This is a genomic window from Clostridium estertheticum (genome assembly GCF_018861295.1).
Lineage (GTDB): Bacteria > Bacillota > Clostridia > Clostridiales > Clostridiaceae > Clostridium_AD > Clostridium_AD estertheticum_D.
In genome coordinates, this window is record NZ_JAHLDM010000010.1 from 116,809 (window position 1) to 133,742 (window position 16,934).

At 28.7% G+C, this 16,934-nt stretch carries 20 protein-coding genes; 15 read left to right on the forward strand and 5 right to left on the reverse strand.

Annotated elements, in window-relative coordinates:
- Positions 1 to 56 precede the first annotated feature (56 nt).
- Together KPL54_RS11965 and rbr are read left to right on the forward strand one after the other, a co-directional pair.
- Positions 57 to 1,241, forward strand: coding sequence for a MalY/PatB family protein (locus KPL54_RS11965; protein ID WP_216106771.1), 1,185 nt, complete (start codon positions 57 to 59; stop codon positions 1,239 to 1,241).
- A 94-nt stretch (positions 1,242 to 1,335) separates the two neighbouring features.
- On the forward strand, positions 1,336 to 1,920 hold the full coding sequence (gene rbr / locus KPL54_RS11970) for a rubrerythrin (RefSeq protein ID WP_216106772.1): 585 nt from the start codon (positions 1,336 to 1,338) through the stop codon (positions 1,918 to 1,920).
- Between the two features lie 73 nt (positions 1,921 to 1,993).
- Here the strand turns inward: rbr and KPL54_RS11975 are convergent, their stop codons facing one another.
- Entirely contained in the window at positions 1,994 to 2,713 is a 720-nt protein-coding gene (locus tag KPL54_RS11975) for an EcsC family protein (protein WP_216106773.1), read from the reverse strand.
- 255 nt (positions 2,714 to 2,968) lie between these two features.
- Between KPL54_RS11975 and KPL54_RS11980 the strand changes: the two genes are divergently transcribed.
- The 7 genes from KPL54_RS11980 (at position 2,969) to KPL54_RS12010 (ending at position 9,437) form a co-directional block, all read left to right on the forward strand.
- Entirely contained in the window at positions 2,969 to 3,661 is a 693-nt protein-coding gene (locus tag KPL54_RS11980; RefSeq protein ID WP_071614550.1) for an iron-sulfur cluster assembly scaffold protein, read from the forward strand.
- 22 nt (positions 3,662 to 3,683) lie between these two features.
- Entirely contained in the window at positions 3,684 to 4,685 is a 1,002-nt protein-coding gene (locus KPL54_RS11985) for a GGGtGRT protein (protein WP_216106774.1), read from the forward strand.
- 123 nt (positions 4,686 to 4,808) lie between these two features.
- Positions 4,809 to 5,768: a tyrosine-type recombinase/integrase gene (locus KPL54_RS11990; RefSeq protein WP_253203450.1), complete on the forward strand. Its 960-nt coding sequence runs from the start codon at positions 4,809 to 4,811 to the stop codon at positions 5,766 to 5,768.
- Positions 5,769 to 6,751: 983 nt separating this feature from the next.
- Positions 6,752 to 7,414 (forward strand): hypothetical protein, encoded by a 663-nt coding sequence (locus tag KPL54_RS11995; RefSeq protein ID WP_216106776.1) that lies wholly within the window; start codon positions 6,752 to 6,754, stop codon positions 7,412 to 7,414.
- A 111-nt stretch (positions 7,415 to 7,525) separates the two neighbouring features.
- On the forward strand, positions 7,526 to 7,885 hold the full coding sequence (locus KPL54_RS12000) for a cyclic-phosphate processing receiver domain-containing protein (protein ID WP_216106777.1): 360 nt from the start codon (positions 7,526 to 7,528) through the stop codon (positions 7,883 to 7,885).
- 208 nt (positions 7,886 to 8,093) lie between these two features.
- Entirely contained in the window at positions 8,094 to 9,086 is a 993-nt protein-coding gene (locus tag KPL54_RS12005; protein WP_216106778.1) for a hypothetical protein, read from the forward strand.
- A gap of 45 nt (positions 9,087 to 9,131) precedes the next feature.
- Positions 9,132 to 9,437, forward strand: coding sequence for a tetratricopeptide repeat protein (locus tag KPL54_RS12010; protein WP_216106779.1), 306 nt, complete (start codon positions 9,132 to 9,134; stop codon positions 9,435 to 9,437).
- 487 nt (positions 9,438 to 9,924) lie between these two features.
- On the opposite strand, the gene KPL54_RS26080 is transcribed toward KPL54_RS12010, so the two are convergent.
- Positions 9,925 to 10,776 (reverse strand): HNH endonuclease, encoded by an 852-nt coding sequence (locus KPL54_RS26080; RefSeq protein ID WP_253203445.1) that lies wholly within the window; start codon positions 10,774 to 10,776, stop codon positions 9,925 to 9,927.
- Positions 10,777 to 11,001: 225 nt separating this feature from the next.
- Between KPL54_RS26080 and KPL54_RS12020 the strand changes: the two genes are divergently transcribed.
- Positions 11,002 to 11,223 carry a hypothetical protein gene (locus KPL54_RS12020; RefSeq protein WP_216106780.1) on the forward strand — a complete coding sequence of 74 codons (222 nt, stop codon included), beginning with the start codon at positions 11,002 to 11,004 and terminating at the stop codon, positions 11,221 to 11,223.
- A 226-nt stretch (positions 11,224 to 11,449) separates the two neighbouring features.
- Here KPL54_RS12020 and KPL54_RS12025 read toward each other — a convergent pair whose 3' ends face one another.
- From KPL54_RS12025 to KPL54_RS12035, 3 genes are all read right to left on the reverse strand, one after another.
- Entirely contained in the window at positions 11,450 to 11,698 is a 249-nt protein-coding gene (locus KPL54_RS12025; protein ID WP_216106781.1) for a hypothetical protein, read from the reverse strand.
- 33 nt (positions 11,699 to 11,731) lie between these two features.
- Positions 11,732 to 11,932 carry a hypothetical protein gene (locus tag KPL54_RS12030; protein WP_216106782.1) on the reverse strand — a complete coding sequence of 67 codons (201 nt, stop codon included), beginning with the start codon at positions 11,930 to 11,932 and terminating at the stop codon, positions 11,732 to 11,734.
- 830 nt (positions 11,933 to 12,762) lie between these two features.
- Positions 12,763 to 12,966: a helix-turn-helix domain-containing protein gene (locus KPL54_RS12035; RefSeq protein ID WP_216106783.1), complete on the reverse strand. Its 204-nt coding sequence runs from the start codon at positions 12,964 to 12,966 to the stop codon at positions 12,763 to 12,765.
- A 317-nt stretch (positions 12,967 to 13,283) separates the two neighbouring features.
- Here KPL54_RS12035 and KPL54_RS12040 point away from each other — a divergent pair, with 317 nt between their 5' ends.
- The 5 genes from KPL54_RS12040 (at position 13,284) to KPL54_RS12060 (ending at position 16,878) form a co-directional block, all read left to right on the forward strand.
- The gene (locus tag KPL54_RS12040) at positions 13,284 to 13,535 is read left to right on the forward strand and encodes a hypothetical protein (RefSeq protein ID WP_216106784.1); all 252 of its coding nucleotides are present in this window, start codon (positions 13,284 to 13,286) and stop codon (positions 13,533 to 13,535) included.
- A gap of 759 nt (positions 13,536 to 14,294) precedes the next feature.
- A complete protein-coding gene (locus tag KPL54_RS12045) occupies positions 14,295 to 14,447 on the forward strand; it encodes a hypothetical protein (protein ID WP_216106785.1) in 153 nt (50 codons plus the stop codon).
- Between the two features lie 188 nt (positions 14,448 to 14,635).
- The gene (locus KPL54_RS12050) at positions 14,636 to 14,821 is read left to right on the forward strand and encodes a hypothetical protein (protein WP_216106786.1); all 186 of its coding nucleotides are present in this window, start codon (positions 14,636 to 14,638) and stop codon (positions 14,819 to 14,821) included.
- A gap of 308 nt (positions 14,822 to 15,129) precedes the next feature.
- Positions 15,130 to 16,041, forward strand: coding sequence for a hypothetical protein (locus KPL54_RS12055; RefSeq protein WP_216106787.1), 912 nt, complete (start codon positions 15,130 to 15,132; stop codon positions 16,039 to 16,041).
- A 36-nt stretch (positions 16,042 to 16,077) separates the two neighbouring features.
- A complete protein-coding gene (locus tag KPL54_RS12060; protein WP_216106788.1) occupies positions 16,078 to 16,878 on the forward strand; it encodes a type II toxin-antitoxin system HicA family toxin in 801 nt (266 codons plus the stop codon).
- The last annotated feature ends 56 nt before the right edge of the window (positions 16,879 to 16,934 follow it).

Below are 16,934 nucleotides of genomic sequence, written 5' to 3' on the forward strand. Positions count from 1 at the left end.
TAGTTTAAAGTAAGGTGATTTTACAATATGATTACATAAGAAGAGGAGATTTTAATATGGAAATTAAACAATTTTGTGCACGTTATTCAATGGATAGAGTGGGGACAAATTCATTAAAGTGGGATGCTTTAGACAAGCGTTATGGCGATAAGAATTTAATTCCTATGTGGGTGGCGGATATGGAATTTAAGGTACCAGAAGTAGTGGTAAATGCAATGAAGCAAAGAATTGAACATGGGATATTTGGATATTCTTATGTACCTGACTCCTACTATAATTCTTTCATTAATTGGGAAAGGAATCAGCATAACTATGAAGTAGATAAAAAGTGGATACGTTTTTCAACTGGAGTTGTTGTATCTTTATATTGGTTTGTTAATGCATTTACAAAGTTTGGTGACTCAGTAATTATTCTTACTCCTGTGTATTACCCGTTCCACGATGCAGTAAAAGATACCGGAAGAAAATTAATTACATCTGAATTAATAAATGTAAATGGAGTATATACCATTGATTTTGAAGATTTCGAGAGAAATATTATAGAAAATGATGTTAAATTGTTTATCCAGTGCTCTCCACATAACCCAGTTGGTAGGGTTTGGACAGAAAAAGAATTGGATAAAATTTTATCTATATGTAAAAGATATAATGTACTTGTTGTCTCAGATGAAATACATCAAGATATTATAATTGGAGAAAATGTACAAATACCTGCAGCTATAGTAAGTGGTGCAAAGTATGCAGATAATATAATAACAGTTACAGCCCCATCGAAAACTTTTAACTTAGCCGGATTATTAAATTGTAATATAATTATATCTAACGAGCAGGTGATGGCAAGATATGATGCGTATTCGAAAACTATTAATAAAACAGAAGTTAACATTATGGGATTAACTGCAGCGGAGGCTGCTTATAATTATGGGGAAGAGTGGTTAAAATCCCTGCTAGAGGTAATAAAGCATAACTACAACCATGTTAAAGAAAGATTAGGTGAGAAGGCACCAAAAATAATCATTACTCCGTTAGAAGGAACTTATCTTATTTGGGTAGATTTGAGGGGATATATAGAGCCTAATGAAACAAAAACATTTATACAGGATAAATGTAGACTTGCTGTTGATTATGGTGAATGGTTTGGCGAAAATTGCAAGGGATTTATTAGATTAAATATGGCTACTAATCCTAAGTATGTTGAAAAAGCTGTGGACAATATCATAAAGAATATTAATTGTTTGTAAAATATAATAATTAAAAGAGGAAAGTTATCGTATTTATAGAATAAGTTAATATACGATTATTTTCTCTACGGAGGAAAAACTAGGAGGGATTTTTATGAAAACATTAAAAGGAACAGAAACGGCTCAAAATCTTATGAAATCATTTGCGGGTGAATCACAAGCTAGAAATAGATATACTTATTATTCATCAGTAGCAAAAAAAGAAGGGTACATACAAATATCTAACATATTCACAGAGACAGCAGCAAATGAGAAAGAACATGCTGAAAGATTCTTTAAGTTTGCAAATAAAGATCTATGTGGAGAAGTGGTAGAAATTACTGCAACATATCCTGTAGCACTTGGAGACACAAAGCTTAATTTATTAGCAGCAGCTAATGGAGAAAATGAAGAATGGTCAGATCTTTATCCATCATTTGCAAAAGTTGCTGAAAAAGAAGGTTTCCCAGAAATAGCTGTACTTTATAGAAAAATTTCTGAAGTTGAAAAACATCATGAAGAGAGATATAGACAACTACTAAGCAATGTAGAAAATAATACAGTATTTGATAAAGAAGAAGCAGTTATGTGGAAATGTGGCAACTGTGGTTATATCTTTGAGGGAAAAAGTGCTCCTAAATTATGTCCAGCATGTGCACATCCTCAAGGATATTTTGAAATATTATCCGAAAAATTCTAATTATGTTTTAAAAGTATAGAATAAAAAATAACCCTCATTTTAATTTGAGGGTTATTTTTAATGTCTATATATATTACTTTTTGAAAATTCTTGATCTATATGCATTAAGTGCTGTATCGTATAATTTGTTCATCAGTTTATAATTGGCATATGCACCAACAACTAATCCAATGCCGGGAACAAGCTGTAACATTTTTGCCAAATCTATATAATCTCTATATTCTTGTTGAAAAGTTTTCCAATCAAAAGAGGATACATCCTCAGGCAAATTTTTCACGTGATTATCCCAATTTGATATTTGAGTGTAAATTTCGATTCTTCTTTTGTCACTTGAAAAAGCTAGCTGAAAAACATATAGAATATATAATCTTTCTTTATAATCTCGAACATCAAAGCCATAAATACTAGCTATTTCATACAGAAATTTCATTTTTAAACTTAGAAGTATGGGGAAGTCTGCAAGACCAATTAAAAGTCCCGCACCACCAGTTCCAGCGCCACTAACAGTTGCAGCTTTTCTATAAAAATCAATACTGCCTTTTGCCAAAATTTCACGGTCCTCAAGAGAGGTATTAGTAAGTGGAGGTTTTGCTGTATATTCAGAACCAGTGAGTACAAGCTTTGTCATATTTTCAATTGAAATATTAATAATATCCTGAATTTTATCAGGAAGTAAGTTATTCATTTTGTTTTGTATGCCTTTTGCAAAATCGCTTGAAAAAGAAGGTTCCTTTTTCATCTTTTCTTGCCATAAAAACATTTCCTTTAGTGAGTTTTCTTCATAATTATTCATATTTGTCCCCTTAAATTATACTTGTCACGTGGGTGGCATCTATAATTATAATTAATTTAGAGGAAATATTCAATTAATTATTTAAATAAGTTTGTAACTAAACTATCAACTTCTATAATACTATTGTTAAATTAGATTATGTTTGCTAAAATAGACTTGTTAAGACATTTCAATATTGACCCAGTGGGATTTTTTAGTGCCCGCTAATTATAAAGTTTATTAAATTACCATCTACATAAGGAAGGAGATAATATTATGATTTATTCAACAGAAGTTTCAGAAATGATTTGTGTTGCTAAAGGACCTAACCATGGTTCAGCACCAATTCCTGAAGAAGGAAAATGGGTACAAAGTAAAGAAATTAAAGATATCTCAGGTTTAACTCACGGAATTGGCTGGTGCGCTCCTCAACAAGGTGCCTGTAAGCTTACATTAAACGTAAAAGATGGAATAATCCAAGAAGCATTAGTTGAGGTAATAGGATGCTCAGGTAGTACTCACTCAGCTGCAATGGCTGCAGAAATACTTCCAGGAAAAACTATTTTAGAAGCATTAAATACAGATTTAGTATGTGATGCAATAAACACAGCTATGAGAGAATTATTCCTTCAGATAGTATATGGAAGAACTCAAACTGCATTCTCAGAAGGTGGACTACCTATCGGTGCTGGACTTGAAGACTTAGGCAAAGGCCTTAGAAGTCAAGTTGGTACTATGTATGGAACACTTGCTAAGGGACCAAGATACTTAGAAATGGCTGAAGGTTATGTATCTAATATTGCACTTGATAAAAATAGTGAAATAATTGGTTATAAATTCATTCAACTTGGAAAAATGATGGATATGGTTAAAAAAGGTATGGATGCTAACGAAGCTATGGAAAAAGCTACTGGAACTTATGGTAGATTTGACGAAGCAGTAACAGTAATCGACCCAAGACAAAAATAATATAAAAAGGAGGAATAATATAATGGCTTTATTTGAGAGTTATGAAAGAAGAATAGATCAGATATTACCCGTATTAAAAAAACATGGAATAAATTCACTAGAAGAAGCAAGAAAAATATGTGAAGATAAAGGTATCGACGTTTTTGGAATAGTTAAAGGAATTCAACCAATAGCATTTGAAAATGCTTGTTGGGCATACTGCGTAGGAGCAGCTATTGCAATTAAAAATGGTTGTACTAAGGCTGCAGATGCTGCAGTTTATATAGGCGAAGGACTTCAATCATTTTGTATACCAGGTTCTGTTGCAGATGATAGAAAAGTTGGAATTGGTCATGGTAACTTAGCAGCTATGCTACTTCGTGAAGAGACTAAATGTTTTGCATTCCTAGCTGGACATGAATCATTTGCAGCTGCTGAAGGCGCAATTGGTCTTGCAAGAGCTGCTAATAAAGTAAGAACTAAACCTTTAAAAGTAATACTTAATGGTCTTGGAAAAGATGCAGCTTATATAATTTCAAGAGTTAATGGATTTACTTATGTTCAAACAAAATTTGATTACTATACTAGTGAATTAAAAGTGGTTAAAGAAACAGCTTATTCTGATGGAGAAAAAGCTAAAGTTAGATGTTACGGTGCAGATGATGTACGTGAAGGCGTTTCAATAATGCATTCAGAGGATGTAGATGTATCAATTACAGGAAATTCTACAAACCCAACAAGATTCCAACATCCAGTTGCTGGAACTTACAAGAAAGAATGTATCGAACAAGGTAAGAAATACTTCTCAGTAGCATCAGGTGGTGGTACAGGAAGAACACTTCACCCAGATAATATGGGAGCAGGTCCAGCTTCATACGGAATGACTGATACTATGGGAAGAATGCATTCAGATGCACAATTCGCAGGTTCTTCATCTGTTCCAGCTCATGTAGAAATGATGGGACTTATCGGTATGGGAAATAACCCTATGGTTGGTGCTTCAGTTGCAGTTGCAGTTGCAGTACAAGAAGCAATGAGTAAATAAATTTAGATGAGTTAAATTAAAAGTATTTCCCAAAAACAAGTCATGTTATTATAGTAGAAATTTTGCTATACATGGCTTGTTTTTTTACGCTATTTTATAGATAGGAGATGGTATATTGTGGGAATGAAATTAAAGATTAAATTAGATGAGAGTATTACTTTTGAAAAAGGATTTGAAGAATATTTAGATAATTGTAAAGCAAGAAATTTAAGAAAAGCAACTATTACACATTACGAGGAAGGATATAAAGCAGTTACTAAATATATCGACAAGGAGATGAACATAGGAGATATTAATCAATCAACTGTAAGTAAATTCATAATAGAATGTAACAAAACCAATGTGAGCTCGCAGACTTTATACACTTATACTAGAGATTTTAAAACTATATTATATTTTTTTATGAGAATGGGTTACTTAAAAGAGTTCAACATTAAATTACCTAAACTTGATAAAAAAGCAATAGAAACATACACAGATGCAGAATTAAAAAAGTTATTAAAGAAACCTGATTTAAAGCATTGTACATTTGTGGAATATAGAGACTGGACTATAATTAATTTTTTATTATCTACTGCCGTAAGATTAAGTAGTTTCACTAGCATTAAAATAAAAGATTTAGATTTTGAAAATGAAGTAGTTTATATTAATATAACTAAAAATAGAAATCCATTAATAATACCGTTAAATGCAACTATTATAAAAATATTGAAAGGTTATTTAAAAATTAGACAATATAAGAGCACAGAGGAGTATTTATTTTGTACTGCCTACAATAAAAGACTTGTCAATAAATCTATCAATGGAAGTTTAATTAAATATAATCGTGATAGAGGAGTAATGAAGACAGGTATACACAGATATAGGCACACATTTGCAAAGAAGTTTATTATAAAGGGTGGTTCGCCAGTCATATTGCAAAAAATATTAGGGCATTCAAGTTTACTAATAACGGAAAATTATTTAAATATACTCGTAACTGATATTAAAAATGAAATGAGCAAGTTTGATATATTGAGTGAATTTAATAATAATACTCATATAAAAATTCATAGTTCTTCAGAAAATAATTCTAAAAAATAGAGGAGTGGATTAGTATAGACCATTTAGTTGACCAATTTGATGCTTTTATAGATTTTGATTTCAGTTGCTTCAAAGAAGAATGGGGAAGTGGGGAATATAAAAAGTTTAATGAATGTCCTAGCTTTCCAACTCTAAGTACAACAATTAAGAGCGTAAATATTCTACGTAAATACATGAAATGGGAGTTATTAACTGTAAAAAACATGTTGTTAGAAAACAATTAAATTTAATTAGAATTTAATTAGAATTGGTAGCTTGTATTGCAACTATAGCAGTACCCAATATGTTAAAAAGGCTACACCAATAGAAAAAAGTACAAAAAATAAAATAAGGCTTCGTAATTACCAGTTACAGAGCCTTTTGAAAAACTTAAACAATCCAACAGTCAAAATTGAATATTGTTTAAAATATATTACTACTTGATTATATCATTTTTTAAAATATATAGTCAAGGGGTTTTATTTCCTATACCAAAAATTTAAGGTGTAGGTAGTGGAACATAGAAAAACACTATAGAAAATCTATGGCTAACCCCCGATAAAAAAAGGGTTCGGACTTAAAGTATTACCTTCCATATACTTTTAGTTCGTCAGCTGAGTAAGATGCGATACTCTCAGCGTTAATAGAACAAACAAAAGTATAGTGGGTGGATTCGTACGTGTAGCAATACAGGAACTCACACAACCGTTTAGGGTAGCTTATGGGCGTATTGTAAGTTATTAAAGTGTGTTTAATGAACAAGGAAGGTACTAACGAGGGATACAATTCAGTTAAACTCAAGATAGTTTGCTTACCCTATTGAAAAATAGGGTAATTACGTCACTCAGAACGTGTCCACAGATTCCTCAAGATTAGTAGTTCAAAACCTATATGTCAAGTTAATAACTAATATTTAAAGCAATATTATTAATATATTGTTAAATATTATATGATATAGTAAAATAATCTTATAATTTGGGTTTTAGATTGAGGGGGATTTTGTTATGACCAAAAAAAAGAAAGTAGCAATTTTGATATCAACAGTAGTAACGATAGCAGTAATTGTAGTAACAGCAAGTACAATTAATACAAATAATCAGTATACTAAGAAAATGTTACAAGCAGATGCCTTGGCGACAAGTGGTAAATATAAAAATGCATTAGCAGTATATGAGGAAGCTTTAAAAATAAAGACCAACTCTGAAGCTCAAATCAATATCAATAAAGCACTACTTCTAAAAAAATCACAGAGTGCTTTAAAAAAATCAGCAGATGATTTTACTGTTGGTATGGGTTACTTTAATACTGATAATTATAAAACTGCTTCTGAGTATTTTAAAGCTGTAATAAAAGAAGATAGTATGAATTATAAAATAGCCGTAGGCAAAATTAAACAATGTATAAAACTAGAGGATGAATCTGAAATGAGACAGGCTCAAAAATCTACTGAAGATGAAGCGACTGCAAAAGCAGATGCAGAACTACAAGCAAGAACGCAAGAACCTACAATAGGTATGACAAAAGATAAAGTCAGAAAAGGTGCATGGGGAGACCCTCAGAGTATCAATAAAACTACGACAGAGTATGGGACTAGTGAGCAATGGGTTTACAATTCTAAATATTTATATTTTGATGTCAACGGATTGCTAACAACGATACAGGATTAATTTTATTATGTAATACATAATGATAAATAGAAGGCATCAATATAGTGGATAGTCTTTTAATATCTAACAATACGGTTTAGTGAGAATTAAAATTAGGGAGAGTTGAAGATTATGAAAGAAAAAATAAATTTATATGTTGATGATTTACGTGATTGCCCACTGGGGTTTACCATAGCAAGAACGGTAGAAAATGCAATATATTATCTTGAAAATTTTGAAGTTGAGATTCTATCGCTTGACCACGATTTAGGGGTTGATGAAGAAGGTGAACTTTTCCTTAATGGGTATGATTTAGTCAAGTATATTTGTGAAAAACATTTAAGAGCACAGAAAATTTTTCTTCATACCGATAATGTCGTAGGAAGAGAAAATATGTATCAAACTCTATTGGGGGCACAGAAAAGGGGATTTATTGATAAGGATATTAAAATCTATTATTACTCAATAACCCCAAATAAATATTCAGAATAATAGGATAATTAAGCTATTAGATTAAATAAAAATTTATTCAAAGGTGACGCGGGGGGGTAAGATAGCTTATTATTTCTTAGAATTTTAATTGAAAATATAAAATGAAGTTCAAATATCAGCAAGGCTTTTACTTAGCTGATATATATATATAAATAAATGAACAAAACATTTAACACGGTATAATTTTCATTAGGGAGTGATTTTGAATATGAACTTTGAAAAAGATTTAAGAGAACAAATAAGTCAATTATTAAAGGAAGACAAAGTTGGATTCAATGAACAAGATTCAATGTGTAGATTATTAATAAGTTATCTACAGTCATTAAATAGAGGAATACCAATTAAAAAAAGAAAAGTATTTATCTCTGATAATATTGAAAAAATAATTAAGGGCAGTAAGTTAGATGAAATATATATAAACGCTTTATTAAAATTTAAATGTAATTTTGAAGATGGAATAGATATGAAGTGCCATTTAAGTACAAACATATTTTATTCATATATATCTGTTAGTAAAAAAAACAAAAAATATAGTAAATCAAGAGATTATTTATTAGATGATTGGGGTATTTATCACCTTCATCTAAGAGATAAAGATGTAAAGAATAAATGCGAAATGTACAGTGATAAAAATGATGAAGAAACAGGAAACAGGTCACAGTACTTACTGTTTGTTAAAGTAACTGATAATGAAGTTTATTTTATAGATATATTAAACCATAACGAGAAAAATGTATTTGCAAAACAAGAACTAGTAGAAACTTTGGATAGAAATTGGCATTCTCTTTTAGAAGAATATAATATACCTAATCTTCTTTCAGTTTCAAAACTTACGGATAAAGAAGTAAACAATGCAAGGCAAAATGGTAAGTATATACTTTATAATATTAATAAAAAAGTATATAGACCCATGGGTGGGGGACTAACAAGTGTTGGGACAAATATAATGCATACAGAGAAAGCAGAAGAAATCTTAGATGATATAGAAATCATTGAAGCAGATATTAAAAATAGATTTGAGGAGATTAGAAAGCAAATTCAGAAACAAGAAAAAAATTATGATAAACGTTTGAAATTAAAATTACAATTATCAACAAATGGGTATCTAATTACTGAAATTAATACCAATTATAAGATGCTTTATCACATAGAGGGAAATAAGCTTGGAATTTACTATGATGGATTTTCAGTAATATATTAATTGGTGTTGACAGACTAGTAAGGCAACAGTGGGAGGTAAGTAATTATGAATAAATTTGATAAACAAGTAGATAGAAATTTAAAGGGTATTGAGTATGAAAAATCTAGTGAGCTAAATAAAGCAATTAATTTATATGAGAAAAATATAGCAGAAAAATTTGAAGGTAATCATCCATATGATAGACTAGCAATAATATATAGAAAACAAGGGAAATTAGAGGATGAAATTAGGGTGCTACAAAAGGCTATTTTTGTGTTCGAAAATATTGTTTATAAAAGCAGAATGGATAGAAAGCCAAAGTTGGAGAAATTTAAAAAGAGATTAGTAAAGGTTCATGAACTGATGGGTTAGGAAGGGGAAAAATATATTAAAATATTAGCATTTATAAAAGGTGATCGCAATACTTGTCTATTAGAAATATTCTAATTAAGAATATACCAAAATAATCATAATCATTTATTATATTTTGTCGTTCGTTTACCCACCTATAGATATTATTATATTATTATATGTGTGATGAAGTAAGTATTCTGATCACCTCTGCAATTTATAGGTGAATACTAAAAATACCTATGATTAAAAAATCACAGGTATTAATACTAAACTTATGACTGACATTGTTCCTAAAATCACTGCTAATTTAATTTGTATTATGCTTTTTTTCTTAGACTTAATCATTTTTCAGTTACCTCGTTTAATGAATACTGTATCTAAGAATATTGCCAAATTAGTTGGGTTTTAATCATGTTATAAGAAACTAAGTAGTAACAACCTTTTTTAATTTATTTACATTAAAATTATTACTGGAATCCGTAAGATAAGATTTAAGTTATTTTATTTACTTTTGAAAAATAGTATCTCTATGATACATTAAATATTTTAAATGTCCTTCTTCTAAATCAATTTTCATATTCTCATTAATATTATATAGTTTTTTATTAAATTCATCTAATTTTGAAGATATAATGATTGCCCCATTATTATTAAAGCTTATATAACCTTTATCATAAACTTTATCATGGTTAGGACAAAATAAAAATACATTAAATATATCTAATTTTTCAAAATCATTACTATGCTTGTTGTCCCAGGGTTTACTATGACTTAAAATTAATAATTCTGAAATGCTTGCATTACAAAGTTTACATCTGCAATCGTATTTTAAAAGGATGTCTCTTAATTCATCTTGTCCTCTTCTGCCCTCTGTATTAGTGGAATATGAAGTTTTTCCTATATATTTATCGTGTATTTGTAATGATTCTAAACTTTTAGGCTTAGGGTTTAGTTTTAAATATCTAATATATAGTTCATTGTTGGGGTTATTTGGTTCACCATATATTTGTATTAATAAATCAAGTATGGCAATCTCACAATCTTCAAACCTTCGATAACTTCGTGAAAATTCTGAAATAGGTTCCTGAATAGATGAGATAATTACATCTAAATAATTTTCATAACAATAATCATTAAAAGTTTGCTTTTTAAGCATTTTATGAATTACTCTTATTACATTTGTATCATTAAAAGTTGTTGTTAAGCAATCACAAATATAAGACTGAGCGTACAAAATACTACAATTTGTCCAAGTATCACCAACAAGCTTTCTATAGTCTGAAAATAGTGATTTGCAACTTGTATTACAATCATTTAATATAGAATTAGTAAAACATATTTTTTCATTTGTACACATTAAAGCACCTCTTGTAATCAAATTTTGTCGGATTCAATCGTATTGTATCATATGATGTCGAACAATACAAATGGTTCAGGTGGTAGAAATAGATACTTGATACTTTAATTTGCTCTGTATTACTACCACGGTCATTTTGTATCATTTTATGTTTTATATAATTGAATATATGGTTTATTATTAATATATATGATATTATTGGTAATAAGTAAAAGGGGTGTATTGATGGTTAGTGATTTTGAATATAATGGGGTTAAAGTATTATTTCAAGAAACAAGAGATAAATCTAAAAAAAACTTATATATTGCAAACATTAGAATTAATGGTATTTTAGATGAGGTTAAATCTTATGATAAAGAAGATTGTATATCAGAAGTGAAGAGAGTAATAGATAGAACTATAGGGTATTTGAAAATGGAGTATTTAAGAAGTAAAAAGTCAGAGTAAGCAAATCATAAATTTTAACAATATAGCTTAGAGTGGGTATATGGTCATAGGATCGCTTCTAAGGGAATGAAAATCCTGACTAATAATTGTACATATCAATTCGGAATGTAGTTTAGAAGTAATGTCAAAAGTTTATAAAGGTATTGTGAATTGAGATGATTATCAGAAAATCATAAAATAAAAAGCACCTAAATTAAATTGGATGCTTATTAATAATTATTTTGTTTTATATTACACTATCATTTCTTTCATTATGATAATGTTTTGTTTTATAGTTACAATATGAACATTTAGAAGTAATTTCTAAATCAATATAGCCTCTTTGACCAATAGTGCTTATATTCTTTACTATGGCATCGGCATTAACATTTTCTTCCCAATTGTAATTTTTATTACAAACTTGACACTTGATTTCACCAATTAAATTTTCATTTTCATTTCTTTTAATTAGATTATTTTCTTCATCATAACTCATTGTTAATCATCTCCTACTAAATAATTAACGCACCTAAATTTTTTTTAACTCTTCGGAGGGTGTACTCGTCATAAGTTCTGCAGTAGCATAGAATTTTCTATATGTTTGTTGAATTTTTTCTACAGTATACTCACTGCCATTACTTGCACTATAATACAATTCAGTTAACTCCATTGCTACATCATTTATATTTCTTTGTATTGGAGTTGGATTTACTTTAACTTGATCACTCATTATCAATCATCTCCTCGTAACAATATTCTACAATTAATAGGAAAAATCCTTCTTATTTACCATATTTAAATAAAATCATTTTGTATATTTGACTCTATTTTATATTAATAATGGTATGCCAAAGTATTTTACGATGGATATATGGACGTTATAAATTAAATTTAACTAGTCCCCTATATGGAGGTCAGTTTAAAATGCCCCTTTCGCAAAATAGAGTTCACACGTTCGACAAAAGTGAGGAGTGGCTTAATATCAATTCTAAGACATTATAAAATCAGTCTATAGACTTATACTTAATAACTTTTATAGTAGCTTAAAAACGAAATAGAATGTCATAGAATTAATTTTAACAGTATTCGTTTCGCAAATTAGTGAAATACAAATATAATAGTTTCATAATATCGTCTGTAATGAATTTAAAAACTCACTATACGGATTATACATAAAGAATATTAACATGCTTTAAAATTGAAATTAAATGCCTTAGAATTGATTTTGATATGACCTAAAGATACTTGTTTTTGTTATTATAATTAGGAGATGCTATTAATTTAATGAACCTACACTTTACCATTTTAAGCCATTCATAGCTTTCGGTTTAAAGTGAAAGCCTTATAATGCTACGTTTGTTTGAGGTCACTAGATACAATATTAAAGTTTAGGGGTATTCATAAAAGGACTATGGCAATTAGCAAGACTACACCATTGTTTTGTTAATTATATATATAATATCTCGATTTTTAAAAACTCTATATACATTGGTATATATCATTCTAAAAATAAATAGGGTGTTCATGAGTGCGACACCTATATGACACCCACTTTAAGTGTCAGTCCTCTACGATTTCTATAATATCAGCCACACCTACGCCCAACGTTCTGGCTATAGCCTCCAAGTTCTCAAATTTAATACTATCCGTATTATTATTTGTGAGTTTTTTTAAATTGTTATATCCAAGCTTACTATTTTTTGCTAACCAAAAGCAAGTTTTATTTTGTTCCTCTAATATCTTATCTATATTTATTCTAATCATAATTCCCTCCAATAATGTAATATCTATAATATAACATATAATGTCAAGGGATATATGGCAAAAGATATACGTTCACAAACTGTTAACAATATATAACCTTGACAGATAGCTGTGCAAGTTATATAGTTAAGACATGGAAAACAAAGAAAGATTTCCAAATAAAATTTGTTAAAGGAGTGTAATGGATATTTATATTTTATTGGATTATGTTATTAGATGTAAATTAAATAAAATAGAGCCAACTACCGAAGGATTATATAAATTTAAAGCTAAATTTTGGAATTAAATTACAAGCTAAAAAATAGGGGGAATTATTAATGAGAAAATTATTTGGATATGGTTTAAATTCAGGGGAGTATGGCACTGGAACTCAAAAGGATATTAATGAATTATGCAAGGAAATAGGAACTACAGTATATCGTCAAGAATTAGCAGATTTTTCTGATGCAGAATGGTCAGTTTGTGGTGGTTGTACCCTAGCTGATGGAATGTACATCATAAAAGAAGGGATTTTATTAGCCAGTGAAACTGGAATCGAAATAATCTCCACACTTAAATTATGTGCTTAGATAAACATAAACATAGAATAGTTGTACTAAAAAGTAAAGGAAATAAATGTATGACAAGTTGCGTTACTTTTCGGGGCGAAGTTGTGGACAGTTCTCGCAAATAGAAAAAGGGAGATATAGCAAGGATTCACAAGGGTTTGACAAAAGTGTCACATCCATAATAAATATATAGAAACCTCCACTAAGTCCCCAGTATCAACAAAAACACCTAAAAAGTATAATGGTCTCTTAGGGAGCAACGTATAAGTTTGATTTAATAATATTAATGTAACGAAATAGAAATATAGTATTATCCTATGATTATTCTACTTTTTACCTCCTTAGATTAATTAGGGGTATATAGAAGTTTAATATAATTGTCTACAATTCATCAAAAGTAAGATTTCTTAATTATTTTTCGTACCCTCTTAGCACCCTATTTTCAATGGCTCACAGAGTTGGCAAAAAAAAGCTCTAGATTCCTTAATGTAAAGAAAAGAAATAATGACCACTTTCAAATATTATTTTCCTTTTTCTGAGTGTAAAAATGATGCAAATTTACCTCCAATGGCTAACTTGAGTCTTTAACATTCAATTTTTGTTGTGTACACACGCTTTAAAAATTTCTATCTACCTTGTATATGATACAATAATCAATTTTTTATATTTGTAATATCTTTCAACATATAAATAGTGATCTAAGTTAAATATTACGTCTCGCAAAATATAATAAATGATTAGTTGGGTTAGGTATAGTCTGCATAACAGGAATTAAGTATCATGGAAAAAGATATAAATGGAAAGGGAATACAAGGAGGGGGAAGAAAATGGGTCAATAAAACATGCTACATGATAGGTATATCAACACTTGCATGGGATTTAAGAGCGAAAAAACAAACGTTTTATAAAGGTACAGACAAGACAATAAAATAAAAAAAATGAACATAAAAACAGCAAAAAATTGTCAACAACATAGTATAGATGTTGCTATGACTAACTTTGCGAAGTTTCCAAATGGAAAGAAATAAATTTATTTTTCCATACTTAGAATTAAAAGTAAATTTATGAAGTGAAATATATATTTTTTAAGCAACAAATGTGACAAAGGAGGTATTATAGTAATGGAAATTCAAGAATTACAAGAAAAGGTTAATTATTTGATAGAGAAGAAAGGTGTTAAGCCAGTATTTTTTTGGAAAGAAATTGGAGCAGAACGTTCCGTATTCTGTAGATGGAGACAAGGAGAAAACAGAAAACTTACTCAAAGAGCAATCATATTATTAGAAAAAATACTAATTAATTATTAAAAAATAAAATATATCAGTAAACACAAATAAACCAAACAGAGTCATTGGTGTTTTTATATTAAAATATTCTATTATAAAATGTCGGTTTTTATGTACCCAAATAACAGGAAATATTATGACTATTTTCTGCATTGCTTTTTCATTAAAATTTTATTTAATTATATTCTTATTACTAACATATTAACATCATTGGACATAAGTGTCAAGATTAAACGCACTTTTATTTTTAATTAACGCACTTTTAAGTTATAGATCAGTTGTAGGTAGGTAAAAAAATCAAAATAAATAGCGAAAAGGAGACTATTATTATGGAATTTATAAAGAGAACATGTAAAAAATCACGACAAGAATTATTAAACGTACTACTGACAGAAGAAATCGAAATACTAAGAAAGAAAATGCTTCCATATAAGAAAAAAAAATTGTTAAGATGTGAGGTTATTATTAAAGAAGCAAATTTTGAAGATAAATCCCAAGCAGGACAATATAATTTTACAGACAATAAACATATTATTCTAATAGATAAATTAACAATATATAGTTGTCACAAGATGCCAACTTTTTGGCTTAGACAGTATTATAAGAGACAAGTTAAATCTATTATCAAACATGAATTAATACATGCTCTAGTAGAACAGGAGTTTGAACATATTTATAAAAATATTAAAGGTAAAAATAGAGATGCCAGTCCAGTCTTCTTAACTGTTTTGAGTTGGTGTGGTGGAATTAGTAATCACGATTGTATGCGTAATTTTAGACATACAGATAATTACATAGAAAGTATGAATTGTTTAGATAAATATGAAGATTTATATGATTACATAATCGAGATGCTATATAGCTATAACGAAGTAATAAGGGACTTAGAAACACAAAATAACGATAAAGAGTTCCTTGAACAGAACGGCAAAATAGGATTAAAAATGAAAACAAATAAATTTGAATTTGCTAATAGGAAAAGTGGATTTTTTAAAAATAGTGAGATTAAAAGAATTAATATATTTAAAGAGAATAATAAATTTGCTAAAAATACTAATGTAAATATAATAAATACGTTTGAGATTGGATGCAATGTTTTACCTTCCCAAATACTTGAATTATTTAATAAAAAACAAGATTGTTATGCTGATAATTATAATTATGTTAAATCTGTATGTGAAATTAAAAATGGTGAAATGAAAACTATAAAAGTTGTTAAAGAAAAAAAGAATTTTGGTTAAATATATAAACTGAAAAAATATAAAATAGGAGGGAGAATGATAATAATGGTAAAAATGAAATGTAGAGATATGAAATTAATGAAAGACTTTAAAAAAATGGAATATGAGATAGAAAACTATTTCATGGCAGAAATTACGGATATTGTATCAGAGTTTTCAGATAGAAAAGGTCAAGAAAAGTATAAGTTAATGGAGAATTTAAGTATAGAATTAAAGGAAACTATGGCACAAATGCTTGATTTAGAGAGTTATGAAAAGAATATGCCTGAATATGATAAGAGGTTTAAGAAATTAGATACTGCAAGAATGGATATAGAAAAATATTTTGAAATAGTAGGAGAATTTACGAATGAATTAATTGGAGAAATAAAAGAATCCATACAACCTAAAATTGATGGGCTTCAGGAACTCATTGCAATGTCAGAATTTAAACATTTTGATAGAAGTACAAATAATCTAAAATTTGAATTTAAAAAGTTTGTTGATAGAATAACTTTTATTATTAATGGTGCAATTGGAGATACTGTACAAGCTTATAAAAATGCAATAGATGAAATATTAATACCATTACAGAAAATAATAACTAAAAAAGCAGATTATTATGATGAATTGACTGCACCTAAGACAATAATTGATATTAAAAAGGATAAAATTAAGAAAATTATTGATTGTGAAGTTATGGATAATTTATTATTAGAAAAAGGCTATGCCCCAATTAGGCAGAATGGTAGCCATTTAATTTATTCTGATGGAGTAAAGAGTATTCCTATTCCCCAACATTCAAGTCTTAATAAATATTTAGGTTATGGCATACAGAAACAAATTAGAAATAGGTGAGGGAGTAGTGTTCTCCCTACTAGAAATAAAATGATATAAATTTAATATAAGGAGTT

Coding starts and splice junctions, on each gene's coding strand:
- KPL54_RS12055 (WP_216106787.1), top strand. CDS start 15,130: ATGGAATTTATAAAGAGAACATGTAAAAAATCACGACAAGAATTATTA.
- KPL54_RS11985 (WP_216106774.1), top strand. CDS start 3,684: ATGGCTTTATTTGAGAGTTATGAAAGAAGAATAGATCAGATATTACCC.
- KPL54_RS12040 (WP_216106784.1), top strand. CDS start 13,284: ATGAGAAAATTATTTGGATATGGTTTAAATTCAGGGGAGTATGGCACT.
- KPL54_RS12060 (WP_216106788.1), top strand. CDS start 16,078: ATGATAATAATGGTAAAAATGAAATGTAGAGATATGAAATTAATGAAA.
- KPL54_RS12035 (WP_216106783.1), bottom strand. CDS start 12,966: ATGATTAGAATAAATATAGATAAGATATTAGAGGAACAAAATAAAACT.
- KPL54_RS12010 (WP_216106779.1), top strand. CDS start 9,132: ATGAATAAATTTGATAAACAAGTAGATAGAAATTTAAAGGGTATTGAG.
- KPL54_RS12020 (WP_216106780.1), top strand. CDS start 11,002: ATGGTTAGTGATTTTGAATATAATGGGGTTAAAGTATTATTTCAAGAA.
- KPL54_RS12030 (WP_216106782.1), bottom strand. CDS start 11,932: ATGAGTGATCAAGTTAAAGTAAATCCAACTCCAATACAAAGAAATATA.
- KPL54_RS12045 (WP_216106785.1), top strand. CDS start 14,295: ATGGAAAAAGATATAAATGGAAAGGGAATACAAGGAGGGGGAAGAAAA.
- KPL54_RS11990 (WP_253203450.1), top strand. CDS start 4,809: ATGAAATTAAAGATTAAATTAGATGAGAGTATTACTTTTGAAAAAGGA.
- KPL54_RS11980 (WP_071614550.1), top strand. CDS start 2,969: ATGATTTATTCAACAGAAGTTTCAGAAATGATTTGTGTTGCTAAAGGA.
- rbr (WP_216106772.1), top strand. CDS start 1,336: ATGAAAACATTAAAAGGAACAGAAACGGCTCAAAATCTTATGAAATCA.
- KPL54_RS11975 (WP_216106773.1), bottom strand. CDS start 2,713: ATGAATAATTATGAAGAAAACTCACTAAAGGAAATGTTTTTATGGCAA.
- KPL54_RS12005 (WP_216106778.1), top strand. CDS start 8,094: ATGAACTTTGAAAAAGATTTAAGAGAACAAATAAGTCAATTATTAAAG.
- KPL54_RS12000 (WP_216106777.1), top strand. CDS start 7,526: ATGAAAGAAAAAATAAATTTATATGTTGATGATTTACGTGATTGCCCA.
- KPL54_RS11965 (WP_216106771.1), top strand. CDS start 57: ATGGAAATTAAACAATTTTGTGCACGTTATTCAATGGATAGAGTGGGG.
- KPL54_RS12025 (WP_216106781.1), bottom strand. CDS start 11,698: ATGAGTTATGATGAAGAAAATAATCTAATTAAAAGAAATGAAAATGAA.
- KPL54_RS26080 (WP_253203445.1), bottom strand. CDS start 10,776: ATGTGTACAAATGAAAAAATATGTTTTACTAATTCTATATTAAATGAT.
- KPL54_RS12050 (WP_216106786.1), top strand. CDS start 14,636: ATGGAAATTCAAGAATTACAAGAAAAGGTTAATTATTTGATAGAGAAG.
- KPL54_RS11995 (WP_216106776.1), top strand. CDS start 6,752: ATGACCAAAAAAAAGAAAGTAGCAATTTTGATATCAACAGTAGTAACG.